Here is a 24,009-nt window from a genome sequence, read left to right as displayed (position 1 = left end):
AAAATTTAACTTTTTTCTTGGTAATGAAAAACTTCCTATATATACTCGTAAAAATAATGACAACCTAAAATTCAATTTTCACAAGTGAGTGCCATGTTATACCGCTATCTAAAAAAGAATTTTATCATACTTTTCGATAAAAAATAATAGATCTTTATATAAAATAAAAAACTCGGTATAGAAACCGAGTTTTTAAAACGGGAAAAAGAATGGGATGGCAATCATCATAACGATAAACATAACAATTTGTAATGGTACCCCTATTCTTACAAAATCCATAAATTTATAGCCCCCCGCCGTCATTACTAGCGCATTCGTAGGGGAAGCAATCGGCGTAGCAAATGCCATACTTGCCGCAACTGCTACTGCAATCATAAATGTTGTAGGACTAACTTCCATAGCAATGGCTGCACTCATTGCAATGGGCGCGAACAATACAGCAGTTGCCGTATTACTTATAAATTGACCAAATATAGCTGTTAAAATATAAACACCAATGAGCACGCCATATGGTCCAAAATCACCCAAGGCATTAATAATACCATCCGATAAAATGGTCATGCCTCCAGTTTTTTCTAACGCCGTTGCCATTGGCAACATTGCAGCCACTAGCACAATACTTTCAAAATTCATATTGCTATAGGCATCTTCCATGTTTCGTAAACAGCCTGTTAAAATCATCAACACAGCACCAATCATTACTGAGATTACAGCTGGGAAAACTTCGAATGCCATTAAAATAATCATCAACAGCATAATTAAACCGGCAATACCAGCTTTACCTGTAGCGGCTGCCACACTCGCGTGTTCTTTAGGCTGACCGACAACCACGACATCCTGGGTCTCTCTTGCTAACAAGAGAATTTCATCCCATGCTCCCTGTACTAATATGGCATCTCCAAATTTCAATTTATGAGAAACCATATCCTGAAGCTTATAACCACCTCTGCGATTAATGCCAATGATATTTAAATTATATTTTTCCCTGAATCCAAGAGAGCTAACGGTTTCATTAATAAAGCTCGAATTAGGTGTCAGCAACACCTCTGCAATACCGAGATGTTTCGATACCAATTCATCAGCTTCTCCTTCCACTAACCCTTGCATCTCAAGATGATAATCCTCAACAAAACGACGAATATCCTCTACTTCTCCTTGAACATACAGCTCGTCCTTGGCATGAATGACACTAGTTGGACCTGCCATTTCCTGATATGTCATCGGCAGTAAATTGATACCCTCCTGTGATTTACGATGAATTTTCATCATACAGAGCGTGTACTTAGCTGGCAGTTTTAGCTCTGCTAAAGATGTCTCAATAATTGGTGAGTCTTCAGGAACAGCGATTTTAAATAGACGATTATTTAAATCATATTGCTTAATAATTTTTTTTGGTGAAAGTTTATAGCCTTCATTTGTTTGTGTACGGTTTTGATCCTTTGGTAATAGAATATTACGTACAAGCACTAAATAAGTAATTCCAGCAATCATCCCAACAATACCAATAGGGGTCACTTCAAAAAAGCCCAGTTTATTATAGCCTCGATCAACCAATAACTGACTGACAATTAAATTGGTTGGTGACGCAATCAGTGTCATCAGACCAGAAAGACTTGCTACATATGAGAGTGGGAGTAGAAACTTAGACGGACTAACTTTCATACTAATCGCTATACTTACAACGATTGGCATCATTAATGCTACGGTACCAGTATTGCTCATAAAGGCACCAACAGATCCTACAATAATAAGCAGTAGCACAAATAATTTCAGCTCACTATTGCCCGACCATTTAAGTAAGAGTTGCCCTGCCATTCCTGCTAGACCTGTGCGTAATATTCCAGCGCCCACGACAAATAGCCCTGCAATCATTAAAACGACAGAGTTTGAAAAACCAGCTAATGCCTCCGTTGGCGTTAGAATATCCGCAATGACAAATGCTAGAAGTGACACAATCGCTACAAGATCTGCTCGTATTTTATTGGTCACAAATGCAAAAATTGTTGCTCCTAAAATAAGAAATGTTAATGTAAGCTGCACATCCATGAATTCCTTTCTAACATTAATCATTGTAATTATCGTCAGCAAAAAGGGTGTATTCCATTGCTATTTTTATTATAGCTTACCTAGAGCTACATATGATGAAATTCACCATCTTTTCAAAATTAAAAAAAGTGCGGCATCCAACCACACTTAAAAAAATAATTCCACTATTTTTGATAAAGATGATGCTCTTTAATATAGTCGTAACAAGCAGTAGGCAAGAGGTATCTCGGCTCTCCCCCCATCGCAAATTCCTCACGAATATAAGTAGAGCTAATTTCCATCGCTAGCCCTTTATCTATCAGATGGAATCTACCATCATCATTATTTCTTAAAATGGGAGAACGACTAATCGTTGATAGCATATCGATGCCATGTCTAGCCATTACAATAAATTTATTCTCCGCAACTAATGCGTCACCTTTTTTCCACAATCCCGCGCCGATATCCACTAATAAATCAGCGCCCATGATAAAATGCAATTCATCCTCTGGATGTTTTTCTCTAAAGTATTTCATCGTGTCATAAGTATAGATGTTCCAGCCTTCTTGGTCCATCTCATAGGAATCTGCAATAAAACGATCATCCTTAGCAATGGCCAGCTGTAGCATATTCCAACGATGAGTATCTGCTGTTTTTATCGTTTTATCTTTACGTTTGTTTGAACAAGGTAAAAAAATGACTCTATCTAATTTACAACGGTGCGCGACTGTGCTTGCTGTCCAAAGATGAACATTGGTAATAGGATCAAAGGATGAACCATAAATACCTATTCTCGCCATTGTAGCTACCTCCTATCTTGTGAAATTTTTTCTTTTATGTCCTGTATGCTTGCCATTTTATTGTCCCAACATGCTTGACTTAAATCGACAGGATACTCTTCGGGATTCATTGTTCGTTTATATTCACACCACAGTAAATGTAAATTTTCTTTCACATATGCTTGTGTTTCTTGAATTGTAGGTTCCTCATAAACCACTTTTCCGTTTTCTACGATGCTTTCATGTAAATCTTTTGCAAAAAAATTCGTTACAAATTTACTAATATACGTATGAACAGGGTGGAACATTTTCAATCTTTCTTCTTGCTCTATGTTTTCTCCCTCTAATGCAATATAGTCTCCTGCAGCATGACCATTATCCATATTAATAATACGGTAAACACGTTTACGCCCTGGTGTAGTCACTTTTTCAGGATTTGCTGAAATTTTAATGGTATCTACCATATCTCCACTTTCGTTTTCAATTGAAACTAATTTATATACCCCGCCAAGAGCTGCCTGATCATAGGCTGTAATAAGCTTCGTTCCGATTCCCCAAGCGTCAATTTGTGCACCTTGCGACTTTAAATGCATAATTGTATATTCGTCCAAATCATTCGAAGCCATAATTTTTGCTTCTGTAAATCCTGCAGCATCTAGCATTTTTCTTGCCTGTTTTGAAAGATATGCTAGATCACCACTGTCTAAACGAATACCAATAAAATTAATGTGATCTCCTAGCTCCTTTGCTACACGAATCGCATTAGGAACGCCCGAACGTAACGTATCATAGGTATCTACTAAAAATACACAATCTTTATGTGCCGCTGCATATTTTTTAAATGCAGTGTACTCATCCCGATAGGTTTGAATCATTGCATGGGCATGCGTTCCTGACACGGGGATACCGAATAATTTTCCTGCTCTTACATTACTTGTTGAAGAGAATCCACCTATATAGGCAGCACGAGTTCCCCAAATAGCTGCATCAAATTCATGTGCACGTCGAGTACCAAACTCCATCACGACATCCTCACCTGTCACTTGTTTAATGCGTGAAGCCTTTGTCGCAATCAACGTTTGATAGTTCACAATATTTAACAAAGGGGTTTCCATTAATTGGGCTTCTGCCAATGGGGCTTCAATTCGTAGGATAGGCTCATTCGCAAAGACTAGTTCTCCTTCCCTCATCGCCTTAATCGATCCAGTAAACTTAAGCTCCTGTAAATATTGAAGAAATTCCTCTGGATATTTTCCTTCTTCTCGTAAATATTGAATATCACTTTGAGAGAAACCGAAGTTATTAATAAACTCGATAGCTTTTTTTAAGCCTGCAAATACCGCATAACCATTGCCAAATGGAAGGTTTCTAAAATATAGCTCAAAAACAGCTTTGCGTTGATGAGCCCCATCTTGCCAGTAAGTTTGAACCATATTAATTTGATATAGATCTGTGTGTAACATAAAACTATCGTCAGCATATTTCATGTTTTTCCCTCCATTCATGTCAAATCACAGTGGCGCCAAGTGTATGCTCGAAATGTCCTAACGCCCACTCATGGCCTGTTTGATTAAAGGAGGCGACAGCATTCTTATGAATGACGACTTCGAACCCTTTATTATAAGCATCGACAGCTGTATGAAGAACACAGATATCTGTACAAACGCCGATTAAGTGAAGCTCAGTAATGCCTCTTTCACGTAGTTTCAGCTCTAAATCTGTCCCTGCAAAAGCTGAGTAGCGCGTTTTATCAATGTAATAGACATGATCCTGCTCTTTATGTGCTTCGTACAACGGTTTTAAAGCGCCAAATAAATCTCTGCCTTTTGTATTTCGAATATTATGTGGTGGAAATAGCTTTGTTTCTGGATGATAAACATCTCCTCGTTCATGAACATCGATGGCAAACACCGTAAACTCACCATTCAATATAAATTCCTTCGTTAAGCCTACATTTGCTTGCTCAAGCAGCTGGCCAGGCTCTCCACAAGTTAAGGCTCCATCAGATGCAACAAAATCAACTGTATAATCAATATTAATTAATGCTCGCTTTTTCATCATCTCATCACTCCGTTTTTTAATTAGTAATAGCTAAATTACAAATTACTATATTTAAAACAATCAGGAAAGACGGATCTTTCCTAATGATAAATGGACTCCACCATTTCAAAATTATTAAATCTATATAGTTGCGAAGGTCTGAATGAATTTCGTTTGGTTTTCTTCGGTTTGCCTTCCTCATCTAATATTTTTTCGATAAAAGGTAATTTGGGTGCTTTTGTAAAGAACACCGAATCATTAGAAATTCGAGGATCTTCCCCAACTGTTAAAAGTACTCGCTGTAATTCTGACAAAGTGAATGCTTGTGGTAAAAAATTTTTAGCAACGGTTGTTTGAATCATATCTCTTTTAATAAAATTCAACGCATCTGTAATAATTTTTCTATGATCGAAGGCTAGTTGAAGTGTAAATACACTTTCTATATCAAACAGTTCTACCTCAGCCGCATCATCATTTGCTTGACGTTGTTCAATATATGTCTCAGGAACAATTGCGTAAAATGCATTTGAGATCATCCAACCACGAGGATCTCGATCGATTTGATCATAAACACCAAAGTGTTGAACATGCAAACCTTCAACATTGGTTTCTTCTTTTAATTCTCGTTTAGCTGCGATATAGGCTGTTTCTTTTTGATCGGCATCTACAAATCCTCCTGGGAGTGCCCATTTCCCTCCTTCAATATTCGGATTTCCATCAGCATCCTTAGCCGCACGCTTAATTAGCATAATCTTAAGCGTCATGTTGGGCGGCGCCTTTTCTTCTGTTTTCTCTGACGTAATTGTAAAAATGGCAATATCTGCGGTATATCCATCAGGTGTTTGATATTTTGAAGAATCATAATGCTCAAGCACTTCTTCCTCAGTACGGAATTTTGTCATTGTATAACCCCTTTAATTGATTACAAGGTTAAGTAATTTGTAATTCAATAATTACTATTTAATTGTATTATAATCTTCCTTCAAGGTAATTGCAACTCAATTTTAAAAAAGCATAAATAAAGCTTCCTCAGCCTTATTTATGCCCATTTTTTATCGATTATTCAACAGAATGCCGTTTTGTACAACAACTTGCCCATTTTTGATAACTGTATGTGTATGGTTCATACCATAGAAATATTGTAACTGCTTATAGTTGGCAACATCTAAAATAAGTACATCCGCTTTTTTATTCGCTTCCAAGGAACCTATTTGTTTGCCTCGATTTAATGCATAAGCTGCATTAATCGTTGTCGCAGTTAACACTTCCTCCAATGTCATGCCCATATGCATACAGGCTAAATTCATAATAAATGGTAAACTCATTGTCGGTGATGATCCCGGGTTAAAATCTGTTGATATTGCTACAGGCACCCCTTCATCAATCATTAGACGTCCTCTTGCATATGGTGCACGTAAAAAGAATGCAGTTCCTGGCAGTAATACAGCAATTGTGCCCGCTTCAGCCATTTTTAGAATTCCTTTATCAGAAGCAACCAGCAAATGCTCTGCCGAAATAGCTCCCACCTCGGCAGCAAGCTCCGCTCCTTGATAAGGCTCGATTTCATCAGCATGTATTTTCGGTGTTAAGCCAAGAGCTTTGCCAGCCTCTAAAATGCGCTGAGATTGCTCTGGTGTAAAGACACCCTTTTCACAAAATACATCATTAAATTCTGCCAGTTTTAGCTCTGCCACCTTGGGCAACATGTCATGGATTACAACATCAACAAATTCATCCTCACGTTCCTTATAGTCGCGTGGTACTGCATGCGCACCCATAAACGTACTAACAATATCAACGTCATGTGTAGCTTGTAATTGTTTCGCTACCTCTAGCTGCTTCTTTTCCGTATCCCAATCCAATCCATAACCTGATTTTGCTTCAACAGTTGTCACACCATGCTTTAAAAATACATCTAAATGCTGCATCGTCTTTTCATATAATTCTTCAAAGCTGGTTTCTCGTGTACGCTTTGTTGTAGCATGAATACCGCCACCTGCGTTCATAATTTCCATATAGGTAGAACCATTAAGTCTCATATTAAATTCTTGTTCACGTGTTCCACCATGCACTAAATGGGTATGACAATCCACTAAACCTGGCATCACAATCTTACCAGTAGCATCAATAATGTCTGCTTTCCTTACTAAATCAGGGAAATCTACTTCCAGTTGTTCAAAAGCTCCAACAGCTACAATACGATCTTCTTCAATTAGTACACAGCCATTTTCTACTACCGCAATTTCCTGCATTTGTTCTTTCGTACGCGGTCCTTGTGCATTACTTCTCAAAGTAATTACTTCATTGGCATTTCTAATTAGAATGGTCACTTCACATCACCCTTTAACATTGGTATATGGACACCTTTGTTTTTTGCCGTATTAATCGCAATCTCATAGCCTGCATCAGCATGACGGGCAACACCCATGCCAGGGTCCGAAATCAATACTCGTGCGATTTTTTCAGCAGCAAGCGCCGATCCATCCGCAACTAGTACTTGACCTGCATGCTGTGAATATCCCATTCCTACACCACCGCCATGATGCACACTCACCCAGCTCGCACCACTAGCAGTATTTACAAGCGCATTTAAAATTGGCCAATCCGATACTGCATCCGAACCATCCATCATCCCTTCTGTTTCACGATTTGGTGATGCGACTGAACCTGAATCTAAATGATCACGTCCAAAGACAATCGGTGCTGACAATTCACCATTCGCAACCATTTCGTTTACCTTTAATGCAAAGCGATGACGATCACCATAGCCTAACCAGCAAATACGAGCTGGTAACCCCTGCCATTTAACCATTTTTTGCGCCATATCAATCCAATTGACTAGACCTTCGTCTTCAGCGAACATCTCTTTCGCAAGTGCATCTGTTTTATAAATATCCTCAGGGTTTCCTGAAAGAGCCGCCCAACGGAATGGTCCCTTTCCTTCACAGAATAGTGGACGAATATAGGCTGGTACAAAGCCCGGGAAATCGAAGGCATTCGTTACACCCATCTCTTTGGCATAGGCACGAATATTATTTCCATAATCAAATACTTCTGCACCTGCATCTTGAAATGCTAGCATTGTACGAACATGCTCTGCCATTGTTTCTTTCGCTTTGTGCTCATACGTTTTAACGTCCGATTTCCGAAGTGCTAATGCTTCTTCAAATGTCATGCCATTTGGTACATAGCCATTAATCGGGTCATGTGCAGATGTTTGATCCGTCACAAAATCCGGAATAATCCCTCGATTTAACAGCTCACGATTGACATCTGCACAATTCCCTACAAGACCAATAGAAGCTGGCTCTTTCTGATTACGTAATTTATCGACTAATGCAATGGCTTCATCCACAGTCTCCACGATGTAATCACAGTATCCTTCTTTTATTTTACGTTCAATGCGGGCACGATCCACTTCAACGACTAAGATTACAGCGCCTGCCATTTTCCCAGCTAACGGCTGTGCACCACTCATACCGCCCATACCACCTGTTAGGATGAATTTACCACGTAAATCCGCAGTACCAAATACCTTCTTCCCTGCTTCTACGAATGATAAATAAGTTCCCTGTAAAATGCCCTGAGCACCAATATAAATCCAGCTACCCGCAGTCATTTGCCCATACATCATTAAATCTCTGTCCTCTAATTCATAGAAATGATCCCAATTTGCCCATGCAGGTACTAGGTTTGAATTGGCAATTAATACACGGGGAGAATGCTCATGCGTACGGAATACAGCTACTGGCTTCCCTGATTGAATCAGCAGTGTTTCATCATTCTCTAATTCTTTTAAAGAAGCAATAATTTGTTCATAGCTTTCCCAGTTACGAGCAGCCTTTCCAATACCACCGTACACAATCAGCTCATCTGGGTTCTCAGCCACCTCTGGATCTAGATTGTTCATTAACATACGCATTGCCGCTTCCTGTGTCCATCCCTTACATGTTAGTTCACTTCCACGCGGTGCACGAATATCTGTTTTGAATACCATAAAAACACGCTCCTTTTCATAAAAATACTATTAGTTTGAAAGTGTAGACACTAAAATAAAGACTGAATATTCAGACTAAAAAGCATATAATTATATCCAAAGCAGAGGTGACTCGGTTTAACGAGTCTTGCCTCAGCCTTTGCTCTTTCATTCAATCCTATTTACACATACTCATTTACTAGATCATTACTTGCTAGTAAATATTTCGCCAATGCTTCAATTTCGTCACCAATTGGTTGATCTGCTAATAAAGGTGGACAGAATTCACGCACTTTCTCTAAGAATTTACGTGTTGTTGGAGATAATTGCTCTTCCGCCTTATCTAAATGGATTGCCTGAGAAGCACAAATTAATTCTATTGCGATAACGCGAGCCGCATTGTGAACAATCTGACGTACTTGACGGGCCGATGTTGTTCCCATACTTACATGGTCCTCTTGGTTACCTGATGTAGGAATAGAATCCACACTAGAAGGATGAGCTAATACTTTATTTTCTGAGACAATAGAAGCTGCTGTATATTGTGCAATCATTAGTCCACATTCAATCCCTGGGTTTGTTGCCAAGAACGGCGGCAATCCTTCGTTAAGATGTGGATTTACCATACGTTCTGTACGACGTTCTGAAATATTAGCCCATTCACTTACACCAATCTTCAAAAAGTCCATTGCCAAGGCAATTGGCTGACCATGGAAATGACCACCCGATAGTACCTCACCACTTTCTAAAACAATCGGATTATCTGTAGTCGCGTTCATTTCAGTTTGAACACGATTCTCCGCGTAGAAAAAGGACTGCCAAGAAGCACCGTGTACTTGCGGAATACAGCGTAGCGAGTAAGCATCCTGCATGCGAATTTCGCCTTGCTTTGTGACACGTTTACTACCATCAAGCCACTTACGAATACGTCCCCCCACCAGTTCTAATTCTGGATGTGGCCTTACTGCTAATAGCGCTGGATCAAATGCTGACGTAATGCCCTTTAAAGCTTCTAGCGTCAAGCTTGCCGCCATATCCGCCGCAAGTCCAATTCGTTCAGCTTCATTGACTGTTAATACACCAATTCCTGTCATAGCTTGCGTACCATTAACAAGTGCCAGCCCCTCTTTAGCTTGAAGTCGAACTGGTGTTAACTCCGCTCGTTGTAGCGCCTCGCTTCCACTCATAACTTCTCCGTTAAACTCCGCCTTACCTTCTCCCACTAGCACTAATGCCAAATGCGATAATGGCGCCAAATCGCCGCTTGCTCCCACCGAACCTTGTGACGGAACAATCGGATGCACTCCTTTATTAATAAACTCCAATAACAGCTGTACGGTTTCCTCACGAATGCCAGAAAATCCTCTAGCTAAAGCATTGGCACGTAACACCATCATTGCACGTACAACATCAGTAGGGAACGGTTCACCAACACCCGTTGCATCAGATCGTAATAAATTCAGCTGCAATAGCTCAATATCCTCTTGCTCAATTTTTATATTGCTGAGTTGCCCAAAGCCTGTATTCACTCCATAAATCGTTTGTCCTTCAGCTAAGCGTTTCTCGATACGCTCTCTACTTAAACGAATACGTTGTAAACTATTAACAGAAAGTGCAACTGTTGCTTGCCCCTTAACGATTTCCTCAATTTGTTGTCTTGTTAATGTATTGCCATCAAGCTCGATGATCGATTTCACATGACATCCTCCTATTCCCTATCTAACTATGTAAATAAAAACTCCTCATTTATTGGTCGTAATATTAAAAACTTCAGCATTAAATTCCATTTAAGCGTTTTCATTGTACAAGTGGTTTCTGCTGATGATTTATTACTCTATTTACATTGTACTCACTACTTTTTTCAGAATATAGAGAATTTTAAAAGAGAAAAGAAGATTTTTTTCAGATTCCTATGTTATTTTTAATAATATAATCGTATTTTTATATGAAACTGGAATATTTTATAGGAGTTGATGTAATGAAGCTATTATTAATTGATCGTGATCCTACCGACTTGGCAGGCATAAAGTGGTTTTTACATACCTATTTCCCTGGAGACGTCTTCATTGAAATGTGCACAAGTATTTCAGAGGTGCCCCAAAGAATTCGATTATTTGAACCGGACGCCATTCTGTTAAATATCGATCTATTTCCTAATAATCGCTTAACGGCTCTTTATCGGGATTTACAAAAGCTATCTGGTGCCATTCTTGCAATGACGACAGAACCTTTATTTAAAAATGCATTGAAGGCAATAGATTTACAAGTGGCCCATCTCTTTGTAAAACCCATTGATTTAGAATTATTAAAACAAAAGCTCACAACCATTTCTCTTCGCACACCACAGGTCACGGAATATGCACAGGAGACTACAAATGATTCCTTTTATGATCAATTATTTTTAGATAACAAATCTAGTTCAATTGAGACGACCATACATTTCACAATGATGGAGCCAGAACATATCGAAACTTTTAATAAGCTTTACAATTGGCTACAACAAACACCTATCCACTTCCATATGAAAACCTACCCTCTGTCCAATACAATTGTATGCCTTTTTCAAACAAGTGACATAAAGATGGTAGAAAAGGATGTCCGTGCACTTATGATGGAATGGCGATTAATTAGTAATAGTTCTTTAAATATTGGCATTTATGATGGGCCACCGACAACCATCAAAAACATGTATACATTAACAAAGCGCGCACTACATCAAAGCTTTTACGAAGGCTTTGGTCATATTTTTTATGCAAGCAAACAAATTGAAACACAGCCCTTTGATCCCTTATTAACACCAGAAGAGCAGCAATTGTTAATCAGTAGTTTGGAAGACGGAAACCTTGAAGCCGTTAAAACATTTTTATACCAGCTATCTAATGAGGGAATATATTATGAGCAAGATGATCTACGTATTCATTTAACAAGTGTTCTAGCACAAATTCGACGCTTTATGTTGAAATATAAATTACACGAAAAAGCAGTTATCGAGCAAAGCTATCGTCAGCTATTTCACTTAATCATTGAACATCCTATATTTTATACAATTCTCAATGGCATTATTTCTTTCACACAAACATTAATTGAATTAGCGCGGGAAGCTCGAATGGAGAAACGAGCCGATTATGTTGAACTAGCTTTAGAAATAATTGATCAACAATTTAATGATAGCTCCTTGTCCCTGCCCTTCGTCGCCCATAAGCTCGGAATCAGCCCAAATTATTTAAGTACCATTTTCTCAAAGAAGCAAGGCTTACCATTTAAACGCTATTTACAGCAAATAAGAATTCATCATGCTACTAACATGCTGCTAGAAACGGATTTTTCCATTAGTGAAATTGCCCATTTAAACGGTTTTGATGATCCTAATTATTTCATTAAAATATTTAAACAACAAATCGGCATAACGCCTAATCGATATCGAAAAAACTAAAAGATAATTGATTGAAATAATTTTCAATTAGTCCATTTTATTTTCAATAAAGGTTTTTACAATGTAGTCATTATCTTAAAATTCATGTCATTTTCATACCTAATATTTTTTAAAAGGAGATTAGAAAAGTGAAATTTCTGGTGAAAACTATGTATAAAACGCCTTTCCTTCGCATATATTTATAGTTTATCTTTAAATATAAAAATTCTTTAACGATAATAATTATAATGTACTAGCAATTCTATTTTATATTTGTTATAGTTATAGATGAAGAGTTTGACTTATATTTTTTTCAGGAGGTAAACTAATATGACAAACGCAAATGATCGTAGCCGTCGTTTTACAACAGCAGGTGGCGCTCCAGTAGTAAGTAACCATGACTCTATGTCAGCAGGTCCACGTGGTCCTCTTTTACTTCAAGATGTATGGTTAGTTGAAAAATTAGCAAATTTTAACCGTGAAGTAATTCCTGAACGTCGTATGCACGCTAAAGGCTCAGGTGCATTTGGTACTTTTACTGTAACGCATGATATTACTCAATATACAAAAGCGAAAATTTTCTCAGAGATTGGCAAGAAAACAGAAATGTTCGCACGTTTCTCAACAGTTGCTGGTGAGCGTGGTGCTGCAGATGCTGAGCGCGATATTCGTGGCTTTGCCCTTAAATTCTATACAGAAGAAGGAAACTGGGATCTAGTAGGGAACAATACACCTGTATTCTTCTTCCGCGACCCATTACACTTTACAGATTTAAACCATGTCGTTAAACGTGATCCACGTACAAATATGAAAAACGCTAACTCCAACTGGGATTTCTGGACTCTATTACCTGAAGCGCTTCACCAAGTGACAATTGTAATGTCTGACCGTGGTATTCCAGCTGGTTACCGCAATATGCATGGATTTGGTTCTCATACGTATAGCTTTATCAATGCTGAAAATGAGCGTGTATGGGTTAAATTCCATTTCCGTACAGAGCAAGGTATTAAAAACTTAACAGGTGCTGAAGCTACTGAAGTTATCGGTCAAGATCGTGAATCTTCACAACGTGATCTATATGAAGCTATTGAAAAAGGCGATTTCCCTAAATGGAAAATGTATATTCAGGTTATGACAGAGGAGCAAGCTCGTGAGCTTCCATACAACCCATTTGACTTAACAAAAGTATGGTATAAAAAAGACTTCCCATTAATTCCTGTCGGTGAGTTCGAGTTAAATAAAAATCCGGACAACTACTTTGCAGAAGTTGAACAAGCTGCATTCGCACCATCTAACATTATTCCTGGTATTAGCTTCTCACCAGATAAAATGTTACAAGGTCGTATCTTTGCATACGCAGATGCACAACGCTATCGCCTAGGTGTAAACCACTATATGCTGCCAGTTAACGCACCGAAATGTCCATTCCGTACCTTCCATCGTGATGGTGCAATGCGCTTTGACGGCAACCTCGGTTCTACATTAGGCTATGAACCAAATAGCTATGGTGAATGGGAGCATAATCTAGACCATAAAGAGCCTGAATTACGCATTGATGGTCATGCAGGTATTCACGACTTCCGTGAAGATGATAACAATTACTTTGAGCAACCAGGTAAACTGTTCCGTTTAATGACTACAGAAGAGCAACAACGTCTATTTGAAAATACAGCGAATGATATGGCTTCTGTTGAAGAATTCATCAAACGCCGTCACATCCTTCACTGCTATTTAGCTGACCCAGCATATGGTGAGGGTGTCGCAAAAGCGATGGGTCTTTCGTTAGAAGGTATGGACCTTACAAACCCATATGTAAAACAACCAACTAACGTTTAATAGTCCACTTATTATTGATATCCAAATTCAACTTTTACTCCATGTGAATCTGTCATTCACATGGAGCTTTTTTATGATTAGAAAAGGCTTATGTCTATACTTTGACATAAGCCTTCCTTCATTATTGATAAATCTGACTCCCCGCTTTTTTAAACTCCTCTGCCTTTTCCTGCATACCTTGATGAATAGCTTCAGTCGTATTTAAATCTTTTTCTTTAGCATAATTACGAATATCCTGTGAGATTCTCATACTACAGAATTTAGGGCCACACATTGAGCAAAAGTGCGCTGTTTTCGCCCCCTCTGCTGGAAGCGTTTCGTCATGATATTCAACCGCACGTTCTGGATCTAATGATAGATTGAATTGATCACGCCAGCGGAATTCAAAGCGTGCTTTTGACAATGCATCATCCCGTTGTTGTGCACCTGGGTGTCCTTTCGCTAAATCAGCTGCATGGGCAGCAATCTTATAAGTAATAACTCCTACTCGAACATCCTCACGATTAGGTAAGCCAAGATGCTCCTTCGGTGTCACATAGCAGAGCATCGCTGTACCAAACCAGCCAATCATCGCTGCACCAATAGCTGAGGTAATATGGTCATATCCTGGCGCAATATCTGTTGTTAATGGGCCCAATGTATAGAAAGGCGCTTCCTTACAAACTTCTAATTGCTTGTCCATATTCTCCTTTATCAAATGCATCGGTACATGACCTGGCCCCTCTACCATCACCTGAACATCATGCTTCCAAGCGATTTGTGTTAATTCACCCAGCGTTTCAAGCTCTGCAAATTGGGCCTCATCATTGGCATCTGCAATGGAACCTGGGCGTAAGCCATCTCCTAAAGAAAAAGCAACATCATATGTCTTCATAATTTCACAGATTTCCTCAAAATGTGTATAAAGGAAATTCTCTTGATGATGAAATAAACACCACTGTGCCATAATTGAACCACCACGTGACACAATGCCTGTTACACGATTTGCTGTAAGAGGTACATAGCGTAAAAGAACACCCGCATGTATCGTGAAATAATCAACCCCCTGCTCTGCTTGCTCAATGAGCGTATCACGATAAACTTCCCACGTTAAATCCTCGGCTATGCCATTTACTTTTTCTAAAGCCTGATAAATGGGCACCGTTCCCACTGGCACTGCAGCATTTCGAATAATCCATTCTCTCGTTGTATGAATATGTTTACCAGTCGAGAGATCCATAATATTATCGGCACCCCAGCGTGTAGCCCATGTCATTTTCTCAACTTCTTCTGCTATTGACGACGACACCGCGGAATTTCCAATGTTTGCATTGATTTTCACATGGAAGTTGCGACCAATAATCATCGGCTCTGCCTCAGGGTGATTAATATTAGAAGGCATAATAGCCCGACCTGCTGCAATTTCTGAACGAACAAATTCAGGATCCATGTTTTCACGTATCGCCACAAACTCCATTTCCGGCGTTATCATTCCATTTCGTGCATAGTGAAGCTGTGTTACATTTTTACCCCTTTTTGCACGTAAAGGCTTCCGCTCCAATTCAGGGAAAACATTTTCTTGAATGCGCGGATCATCAACACGACGAAAACCGTTATCCTCAGGTTTAATCGTACGCCCCTCATATTCCTCAACATCTCCTCTTTCTTCTATCCATGCACGTCGCAAAGCAGGCAGACCCTTTGTAATATCAACGTGATAATTCGGATCTGTGTATGGACCACTCGTATCATATACTCGAATAGGGGCATTTTTTTCATCCCCAAAGCTACCAGTCGTTGGGCTTAATGCGATTTCACGCATAGGTACTAAAATATCTGGACGTGATCCTTCCACATACACTTTTTTGCTTCCTTCAAAGCTAGACATAATCGTAATGTTCTTTTCACTAACTACTGACATGAGCTACTTCTCTCCCTTAAATGTAATTTGATACAAGGACCGAAAATCTAGCTCACTCCAACAAATAAAGAAAGGCCGAATCCAAAATATTTTTTTGGATCCGGCCATGAATGTAAAGGTCTAGTAATTGCACACGACATACGATGCAATAGCTTCTTAACTTTCCCACGCTGGTATGAGCCAGATCAGGTCCAAAGGGTCAAGAAACTTCTAAGCGTTTCCCTCTCAGCCTGACTCATCAGACTCCCCTAGTTAATACTATTTAGTTTGATGCTAGTGTAGCAGATATTTCTAAGAGATGGAAGTTTTCCATTCAATATTTTAAAATTTTCATCCAACTAAGTAAATAATACTTCCGCAAGATAAATCACGATCGTTACTGTTAGACAGCTCACAATGGTTGAAAATAAAACAGTTTGCGCAGCTGTAGCTGATTCCACATCGTATTCTAATGCTAGACTAGAGCTATTGCGAGATGTTGGGAAGGCACTGGCTATAAACAGAGATTGTGCGACAACTCCATCTAACCCCAATACATAAATAATGACCAATGCTACAGCTGGTCCGATAACTAATCTTGTAAAACAGCTAACAAAAACAGTTTTATTAAACATAGATTTGATTTCAAGCTGTGATAATTGTGCGCCTAATGTAATTAAGGCTACAGCAATAAATCCATCTGCGACATGCTCTACAGGTATTTTGATAAACTCCGGTATACCAATATTAAAATAGTTCATAGCGACACCAATAATTAGCGCATGAATAATGGGCATTTTAAAGAAATCTTTGATGATTGTCATACCCGATTTCGTAGAGGAAATTAAATTGTACAAACCATATGTATAAGTTGTCATATTTTGAAATATAACGAGCATGACCTGAATGGCTACACCAATAGGTTGTGTTACAAAAATCATTTGGGCCACTGGAATACCATAATTTCCAGAGTTAATGAGCACAACACTATTTTTAAAGACGGCTGCCTCCGTTTTGGCCAAACCAAGCCCTTTCGCTAAAAAATGACTGAGTATCATTTGACTCCCAATAAAAAGCACAATAAATAACCCGACTTCTCCCAGAACAGACAGCTCTACACGTGTTTCATATAAATTCACAAAAACAGCGGCTGGCATAAAGCAATATGTAATAAGCTGAGACAATGCTTTTAAGTTAAAACGAAATTTCTTTTGTAGTATAGCGCCAAGTACAAGCAACACTAAAATAGGTGCAACAATTTGAAAGAAAATCATTCCGAGATACATCATATTGATGACCCCCTTCCCTTCATTATAGTAGTGCTGAATGGCTAACAGGTCAATGTCTCTTCCCTTCACCATTAAGAAAGACTGCCTATATATTTTAGGCAGCCTTTTTCTTTACGCTAGCTTAAATCGATTTACGACTTCTTGCAGTTCATTTGATATATCATTCATATTTTGAATAGACTCTGCTACTTTTTGTAACTCTGCTTGTTGATCCATTGCAGAAGCACTTACTTGTTCAGCAGAGGCAGCTGTTTCCTCTGAAATAGCAGATATACTTTGAATGGCCATAATTGCTTGATTTTTATGCTCTAACATACTAGATAGCTTACTCATTAGTTCACTAATGGAAGCTGCAATTGAACGTGACAAGTCACTGCTATCTTTAAAGGCCATTTGTGTGCTTTGTACGGACTCATTTTGAGAATGCATTAAATCTGCATTCGAAGCAATAACAGCTACTGTTTGTTGGGAATTTTCGAGAATACTTTCTACCGTACTCTTAATAATTTCTGTTTCATTTTTAGATTGCTCTGCTAGCTTTCTTACTTCCTCTGCTACTACTGCAAACCCTTTTCCATGTTCGCCAGCACGAGCTGCCTCAATACTTGCATTTAAAGCTAACAAATTCGTTTGCTCTGTAATACTTTGAATCGAAGCGATGATTTGATTAATATTGGCAATGTTAGAAGCTAATGATTCCATTTGCTGTTGAATACGCCCATTCATCTCATTTGTTTCTATATTATGTTCACGTAAACTATTAACCTCATGCAATCCCTTTTCTGTCGTTGCACTTGTTTGATGAGATAGCTCATCCATCTCATTGGATAGTGACGTAATGGCATCAATCTGATCAGATAGATCCATCATTCGATAATTGGTTTCTTCAGTATCCTCTGATTGCTTCGATGCACCTTGTGCAATTTCATTGATTGCTACTGAAACCTCTTGACTTGAAGCTACTATTTCATTAAAGACCTCATGCACTTGATTAGAAGATTGGTTCAATAATGTCGTAGAATTTAGCACTGTTTGTATTGCACTATTGGTTTTATCCAGCATATTATTATAAGCCAGTGCAACTGCACCAATCTCATCAGACTTAATATATTTCTCCTCTACTCTTTGTGTTAAATCCCCTTCTGCAGCTGTTTCAATGGATGCACGCAAAAATTGGAGTGGCTTTAACTGTTTGTAAATGAATAGCACACTTGCAACTGTCATCAAAACAACCATAATAATAGAAGAAATAATTGTAAATACAAAGACGTGGTTGTATGTCTCTAGAATTTTTGATTCAGGCAATACAATTTGAACAGTCCACGTCTCGTCAATATCCTCTAAAATCATTGGGGCAAATACATTAAATGCCTTTTCCTTAAACTGTTTAGAATCAACGTACATACTTGTAAGCTCATCATTTTCCATGGTCTTACTAATACTTGTCCAAGCTGGGTCCTCTTGCATATTGCGCCCATCTAGCTCTTCACCAAAACTGTTGGCTGTCAGTACACCCTTATTCGTAATAATGCCCGCATAACCACCCTCTGGTGCAACAGATTCTGTTAATCCATTTAAAAAATCTATCGATACATCCGCCGTCAATACACCAAAAAACGATCCAGAAGCATTGACTAACGGCACTGAAATGGTTGTCATTAATACGTTCTTTCCATTTACATTGTAATCATACGGCTCCGTTAAAACTGCGCGTCCGTCTTCTTTTGGCACCCAGTACCATTCAGAAACACTTTTATCATCGACCCCTTCAATTAAAGTGGTGCTGATCTTATTATCATCTTTGCTTAGGTATGGTCCAAAACGTTTTTTGGAATCGACTAAAGTAGCCTCTGCATTTGCATCTAACATAATAGAACCCTGCTCAAAGATTGCTCCAACACCAAGTAAATCATCATTGTTAGCTAGATTATTTTCCATAATGTCTAAGACACCCTTGGAAGATAAAGCATTATTCTTCTGCATGCTTTCAATGATTTGCTTTGTTGTTTGCAATGCCGTATTTGCTTTCTTGAAACGTTCACTCATAATAGCAGCCGAAGATTCAGCAGCCTGCACCGTTGCATATTCTGAGTCTTCCACACTTTGATTTTTTATAATAATTCCCGTTGTCACTGTATAGGATAAAAATAAAACTAGAAATAATCCTATAATTAGGGAAGATAGTTTTAATGCAATACCTTTAGATTTTTTCATAACTAACACCCCACTTTTATAATAATGATAAAGGATGAAAGGTTGTATCACAATAAAATATTTAGCGAATAAAGTAGAATTTTACAGAGTTATAGAGAGAAATATGGACAAATCTACAACCAATATACATTTTTTAATAAGGGTCTTATGAACTATTAAAAACAAAAAGCTCTGTCTATGACAGAGCCTCTCATAACAAAATCATGTAGTTTAACTAAAGGTTTGAGCATGAGGCATAGCATTTGCTTGTTTCCAGCTTTCATACCAACTCTCAATTTCCTCGCTTGGTTCCACTGCCAAATGCTCCTGAAGCATTTTTTTTAATAACCAGTATTGCTCCTCAACAGCAGCTGTATTATTTAGAAGATCGTATAGCTTCATTAAAGTGAAGTAGTTTTCCTCTGCATCAGAAAAAAGTGCCTGGACTTTTTCCTGTACCTTTACTGCAGCCATGTAGTTCTCATTTTTTATGTAAAACTCGCTTAGCTGATGAGCATGGTGTAACCACAATCTCCTTAAGCGCTCTCGCTCACTTTCCGCCCATAGATAATCGCAATCTCCTAAATAATCACCTGTATACATTTGGAATACTTTTTCATGTTCATCAACTGATGTCTCTTGTAATGGGGGTAATGATTTTAAACAGGACAGCCACTGTTCTACATCCACTACAACATTTTCAACTAAGAGCTTATAGCCAGAATTCAGCAAAGGGCTTGAAATTTGCACACCATCCATTCCATAATTTTTTAATGTTTGACGGATTGTATAGATAGCTGTATAAAGCTGTTTAGATGCTTTATCGATATCAGACTCCGGCCAAAATAATTCTAAAATCGTATCACGATAAATCATTTCATCACGGTGATTTAGCATGAAGGCAAATAGCTCTTTGGCTTTAGATGTACGCCATTTCATGAGCTGTGTATGACCATCTGGTGTAACAACATTAAGACCGCCAAAAAGCTTAATAATTGTATGTTTAGGCGGAACTTTTTTATGTTTATTATTTATGTGTTCTAGACGTTCTAAGGTCTTTTCTAAACGAACATTTTGTACAGGCTTTAATAAGTAATCAATAGCATGTAGATTAAATGCATCTATTGCGTATTGATCAAACCCTGTTGTAAAAACGATTTCTACATCGGGCAATAACTCTTGAATTTTTTCCCCTAATGCTAAACCATCCAAATCAGGCATCACGATATCTAAAAATACAGCATTTGGCTGTAGCGTTTGGATCTCTTCAATTGCTTTTAGAGAATCGGTGTATTCTCCTACTATTTCAATTTCCGGGACATTACTTTTTTCAAGTAAGGTTTTCAGTCTCGTTAATGGTAAAATTTCATCATCTACTAGCACGATTCTCACATTGACCCCTCCTAAAAAACTATTCCTTTACTTATTATCGTATAATTATTAAAAGAATTGATAGAATAACCATTACTTTTGAAGGAGAAATAACTCTATTTGTTGAAATCTATTATTTATGATGAAAAAGAAAATACTTTCCAAAAATTTTACTATTTTTCTAATTGCCGGGTTATTCTTTTGTTTTCTAACTTTGATACGCTTCACTTGGATGAATTTCACAAATATTTCAACAGGGATCGATGCTATCCAAGGGACTGTTAATTTAAGAAATATTGATACAAGCCATAATTTTATAATTAAGCTACAAAAGGAATGGGAATTCTACCCTAATATCCTTCTTGCTTCAGAAAATACCCAATCAGTGGAACAACATAAAGTTTATACAAATCAACCAGAATCTTGGGATCAGTATTTTCAACATAATGATGAGGTTCATTATGGTTCTTATCGTTTAAAAATTCTCAAAGAACACACTGCACCTCAGATGTATGGCATTACGATTCCTGAAGGTTTAGCTCCCTATGAGCTTTACATAGATGGTCAATTCATTGGTGGACTAGGGAATCTTACAGCGGATTATACTCAAACGGCTCCTATTGGCAGACCTGTAACCCATTATTTTACGCTTACTACTAATGAAAGCGAAATTATTATCCAAGGTGTTCAAACAAACCCATATGTACAAGGCGGGTTTCAAAAAGAAATTATTTTTGGCGATTTGCACTCTATGGAACAATCAAAAACCTTTTCCATTACAACTCAAATGGCGGTTTGCTTAGTCTTTATTTTTTATCTATTATTTACGATTCTACTTTGGATTATCGGTATTCGGGATAAATCTCTTCTTTATTTTGCCTTGATTATTGTTTCAACCTGTGTAACCGTACTCGTTTCTAGCAATAAAATTTTATTTAGCTACATACCTATCAATTGGATTTGGGCAAACAAATTATTTTATTTTTCTTATATTAACAATATGATGTTTTTCGTTTTGTTCCTACGTGAATTGATGAAGGAATACGCTAAGCCTAAAATATTAACGATTGTTCCTTTGCTATGTGCTACCTATTTATTATTTATTGTAGTAACCCCGATAGAATACATTTTTAAAACAAAAATGATATTCATAATACTTTTCATCGTCTCACCTATTATTATAACGATTTTCACATTGTCTATCGTGATAAAAGGTCAAAAAGGCGTAATATTTTTATTATTAACAGGGACAGCAGTAGTCACTAATTCATTATTTTTCTCTATAAGACAAAATGCTACACTACCTTATAGTCATTATCCTTTTGATTTATTAATTGGTATAACGGCATTATCCGCATTTTGGTTTACACGCTATTTTCAATCAACCTTACAAACTGAACAGCTTTCTGTGAAATTACAAAAAGAAATAAGTACAAAGGATGATTTTCTAGCAAATACCTCTCATGAGCTGCGAAACCCTTTGCACGGCATGATGAGCATCGCCCAAACTTTGTTAGCAAAACAGGAAACTAAAGAAGATCAAAGTGATTTAAAACTATTGGTAAGAATCGGCAATCACATGACCCATATGCTAGATGATTTATTAGATCTAGTAAAGCTAAAAGAAAAAACGCTTCGACTGCAGCCCAAACCTTTGAATGCTTATAATCTCGCAAGTGGGGTTAGCAATATGTTTCGTTTTATGCTGAAAGGAAAACCAATTGAGCTTATCATACGGATACCTACTAATTCACCTTTTGTGTTAGCAGATGAGACACGATTAATTCAAATTTTTGCCAACTTAATTCATAATGCCATTAAATTTACAGAGCAGGGCTCCATTACGATTGATGCCGAAGTGGTTGGTAAAAAATTATATATTTCCGTTACAGATACAGGAATTGGCATTGAAAAGGATATGCAAGAAAGAATATTCGACCCTTATGAGCAAGTTGATTCAACAATGACGTCGGTAAGTGGGGGCCTCGGATTAGGCTTAAGTATTTGCCAAGAGCTTATATCTTTGCACGGTGGGACAATATCGTTGACTTCCACTCTTGGGGAAGGCTCATCCTTTACGTTCTCCTTACCCATAGCAAAGACACAAACAGTGGAATACAGTGACTCCACTACTGAAATGGATACAACATTATTAAAATTTACGTCATTGTTAAATGATTTATCGCAAATGAAAGAAAGCTTTGCCGCTTCCACTGAAGAAACTACTTTGGTGACCAGTCAGGCAAGAATTCTTGTCGTGGATGATGATGCTGTAAACTTACAAGTTCTCGTGAATGCATTTTCGACTGAACCCTTTGAAATTGAAACAGCTTTAAGTGGGACCGAAGCTCTTAGAAAACTACAAGAGAGTAGCTTTGATTTAGTTATTTCCGACATTATGATGCCGCATATGTCTGGCTATGAATTGGCAAAGTACATTCGTGAAAAATTCTCAATTTCAGAGCTGCCCATATTATTTTTAACAGCTCGACAGCAAAGTGAAGATATTCGACTCGCCTTTTTAAGTGGAGCAAATGACTACATTAGGAAACCAATGGAATACATGGAGCTTAAATCACGTGTTCAAGCACTCATTCAGATGAAGCAATCTAGTGAGGAACGTCTTCGCATTGAAGCTGCATGGCTCCAAGCACAAATTCAACCTCACTTTTTCTTCAATACACTGAATTCTATTATTTCTTTAAATGGAGTAGATGATGAAAAAATGGAGGAATTACTACTGGCCTTTAGTGATTACCTACAAATGAGTTTCGATTTCCAAAATGTCGATTTAGTCGTGCCTATCGACTATGAATTAAAGCTTGTACGCGCCTATATTGCAATTGAACAAATTCGCTTTGGTGACAGGATACGAGTTGTGTGGAATATTCCTAATCAGATGAGTCTGTTTGTTCCTCCACTGTCGTTACAAACCTTGGTCGAAAATGCTATCCAGCATGGTATTTTACCTCGTCGAGAGGGTGGTACTGTGACCATCTGCATCAAAGAGATGGAGAAGCTTTTTACAATAGCCATTTCTGATAACGGTGTTGGCTTTGAACATAGGATACCTGAAAAGAAAACAAGCGTAGGTCTTGTCAATACGGAACAACGTCTAAAGCAATTATTTGGCGTGGAATTAACGATAAACAGTGTCATTGATCAAGGCACAACCATCGCCTTCTCCATTCCAAAAACTTAAAGGCGAA

The 24,009-nt window shown here is 38.0% G+C and carries 15 protein-coding genes and 1 riboswitch; of the genes, 3 read left to right on the top strand and 12 right to left on the bottom strand.

The window, feature by feature from the left end; genetic code table 11:
* Window positions 1-192: 192 nt before the first annotated feature.
* From AC6BKE_RS03575 to hutH, 8 genes are all read right to left on the bottom strand, one after another.
* The gene (locus tag AC6BKE_RS03575) at window positions 193-2,046 is read right to left on the bottom strand and encodes an SLC13 family permease (RefSeq protein ID WP_058844639.1); all 1,854 of its coding nucleotides are present in this window, start codon (window positions 2,044-2,046) and stop codon (window positions 193-195) included.
* 164 nt (window positions 2,047-2,210) lie between these two features.
* A complete protein-coding gene (gene nadD, locus AC6BKE_RS03570; RefSeq protein ID WP_101967047.1) occupies window positions 2,211-2,825 on the bottom strand; it encodes a nicotinate-nucleotide adenylyltransferase in 615 nt (204 codons plus the stop codon).
* Between the two features lie 5 nt (window positions 2,826-2,830).
* Window positions 2,831-4,291 (bottom strand): nicotinate phosphoribosyltransferase, encoded by a 1,461-nt coding sequence (locus AC6BKE_RS03565; RefSeq protein WP_499855848.1) that lies wholly within the window; start codon window positions 4,289-4,291, stop codon window positions 2,831-2,833.
* 19 nt (window positions 4,292-4,310) lie between these two features.
* On the bottom strand, window positions 4,311-4,865 hold the full coding sequence (locus tag AC6BKE_RS03560) for a cysteine hydrolase family protein (RefSeq protein WP_101967045.1): 555 nt from the start codon (window positions 4,863-4,865) through the stop codon (window positions 4,311-4,313).
* An 80-nt stretch (window positions 4,866-4,945) separates the two neighbouring features.
* Window positions 4,946-5,746 carry an NUDIX domain-containing protein gene (locus AC6BKE_RS03555; RefSeq protein ID WP_058844641.1) on the bottom strand — a complete coding sequence of 267 codons (801 nt, stop codon included), beginning with the start codon at window positions 5,744-5,746 and terminating at the stop codon, window positions 4,946-4,948.
* Window positions 5,747-5,896: 150 nt separating this feature from the next.
* Window positions 5,897-7,174: an imidazolonepropionase gene (gene hutI / locus AC6BKE_RS03550; RefSeq protein ID WP_058844642.1), complete on the bottom strand. Its 1,278-nt coding sequence runs from the start codon at window positions 7,172-7,174 to the stop codon at window positions 5,897-5,899.
* Window positions 7,171-8,841: a urocanate hydratase gene (gene hutU / locus AC6BKE_RS03545; RefSeq protein WP_058844643.1), complete on the bottom strand. Its 1,671-nt coding sequence runs from the start codon at window positions 8,839-8,841 to the stop codon at window positions 7,171-7,173. Before hutU ends, hutI begins: the two co-directional genes overlap by 4 nt.
* Window positions 8,842-9,002: 161 nt before the next feature.
* A complete protein-coding gene (hutH, locus tag AC6BKE_RS03540) occupies window positions 9,003-10,517 on the bottom strand; it encodes a histidine ammonia-lyase (protein WP_058844644.1) in 1,515 nt (504 codons plus the stop codon).
* Between the two features lie 281 nt (window positions 10,518-10,798).
* On the opposite strand from hutH, the gene AC6BKE_RS03535 reads away from it, so the two are divergent.
* Both AC6BKE_RS03535 and AC6BKE_RS03530 read left to right on the top strand, forming a co-directional pair.
* On the top strand, window positions 10,799-12,253 hold the full coding sequence (locus tag AC6BKE_RS03535; RefSeq protein ID WP_058844645.1) for a helix-turn-helix domain-containing protein: 1,455 nt from the start codon (window positions 10,799-10,801) through the stop codon (window positions 12,251-12,253).
* 309 nt (window positions 12,254-12,562) lie between these two features.
* Window positions 12,563-14,068, top strand: coding sequence for a catalase (locus AC6BKE_RS03530; RefSeq protein WP_036125644.1), 1,506 nt, complete (start codon window positions 12,563-12,565; stop codon window positions 14,066-14,068).
* A 121-nt stretch (window positions 14,069-14,189) separates the two neighbouring features.
* Here the strand turns inward: AC6BKE_RS03530 and thiC are convergent, their stop codons facing one another.
* The 4 genes from thiC to AC6BKE_RS03510 form a co-directional block, all read right to left on the bottom strand.
* Entirely contained in the window at window positions 14,190-15,968 is a 1,779-nt protein-coding gene (thiC, locus tag AC6BKE_RS03525; RefSeq protein WP_036125643.1) for a phosphomethylpyrimidine synthase ThiC, read from the bottom strand.
* 145 nt (window positions 15,969-16,113) lie between these two features.
* Window positions 16,114-16,228: riboswitch (TPP riboswitch) on the bottom strand.
* A gap of 78 nt (window positions 16,229-16,306) precedes the next feature.
* Entirely contained in the window at window positions 16,307-17,236 is a 930-nt protein-coding gene (locus tag AC6BKE_RS03520; RefSeq protein WP_271912103.1) for an AEC family transporter, read from the bottom strand.
* Between the two features lie 111 nt (window positions 17,237-17,347).
* Window positions 17,348-19,450 (bottom strand): methyl-accepting chemotaxis protein, encoded by a 2,103-nt coding sequence (locus AC6BKE_RS03515; protein ID WP_499855846.1) that lies wholly within the window; start codon window positions 19,448-19,450, stop codon window positions 17,348-17,350.
* Window positions 19,451-19,660: 210 nt separating this feature from the next.
* Complete coding sequence (locus AC6BKE_RS03510) at window positions 19,661-20,821, bottom strand: response regulator (RefSeq protein ID WP_036125634.1); 1,161 nt, start codon at window positions 20,819-20,821, stop codon at window positions 19,661-19,663.
* A gap of 211 nt (window positions 20,822-21,032) precedes the next feature.
* Here AC6BKE_RS03510 and AC6BKE_RS03505 point away from each other — a divergent pair, with 211 nt between their 5' ends.
* The gene (locus AC6BKE_RS03505; protein ID WP_499855845.1) at window positions 21,033-24,002 is read left to right on the top strand and encodes a hybrid sensor histidine kinase/response regulator; all 2,970 of its coding nucleotides are present in this window, start codon (window positions 21,033-21,035) and stop codon (window positions 24,000-24,002) included.
* Window positions 24,003-24,009: the final 7 nt, after the last annotated feature.

Source organism: Lysinibacillus sp. COL-1 (assembly GCF_059814265.1).
The sequence above is the reverse complement of the archived record's forward strand: the minus strand, read 5'-3'. Positions and strand labels throughout refer to the sequence as shown.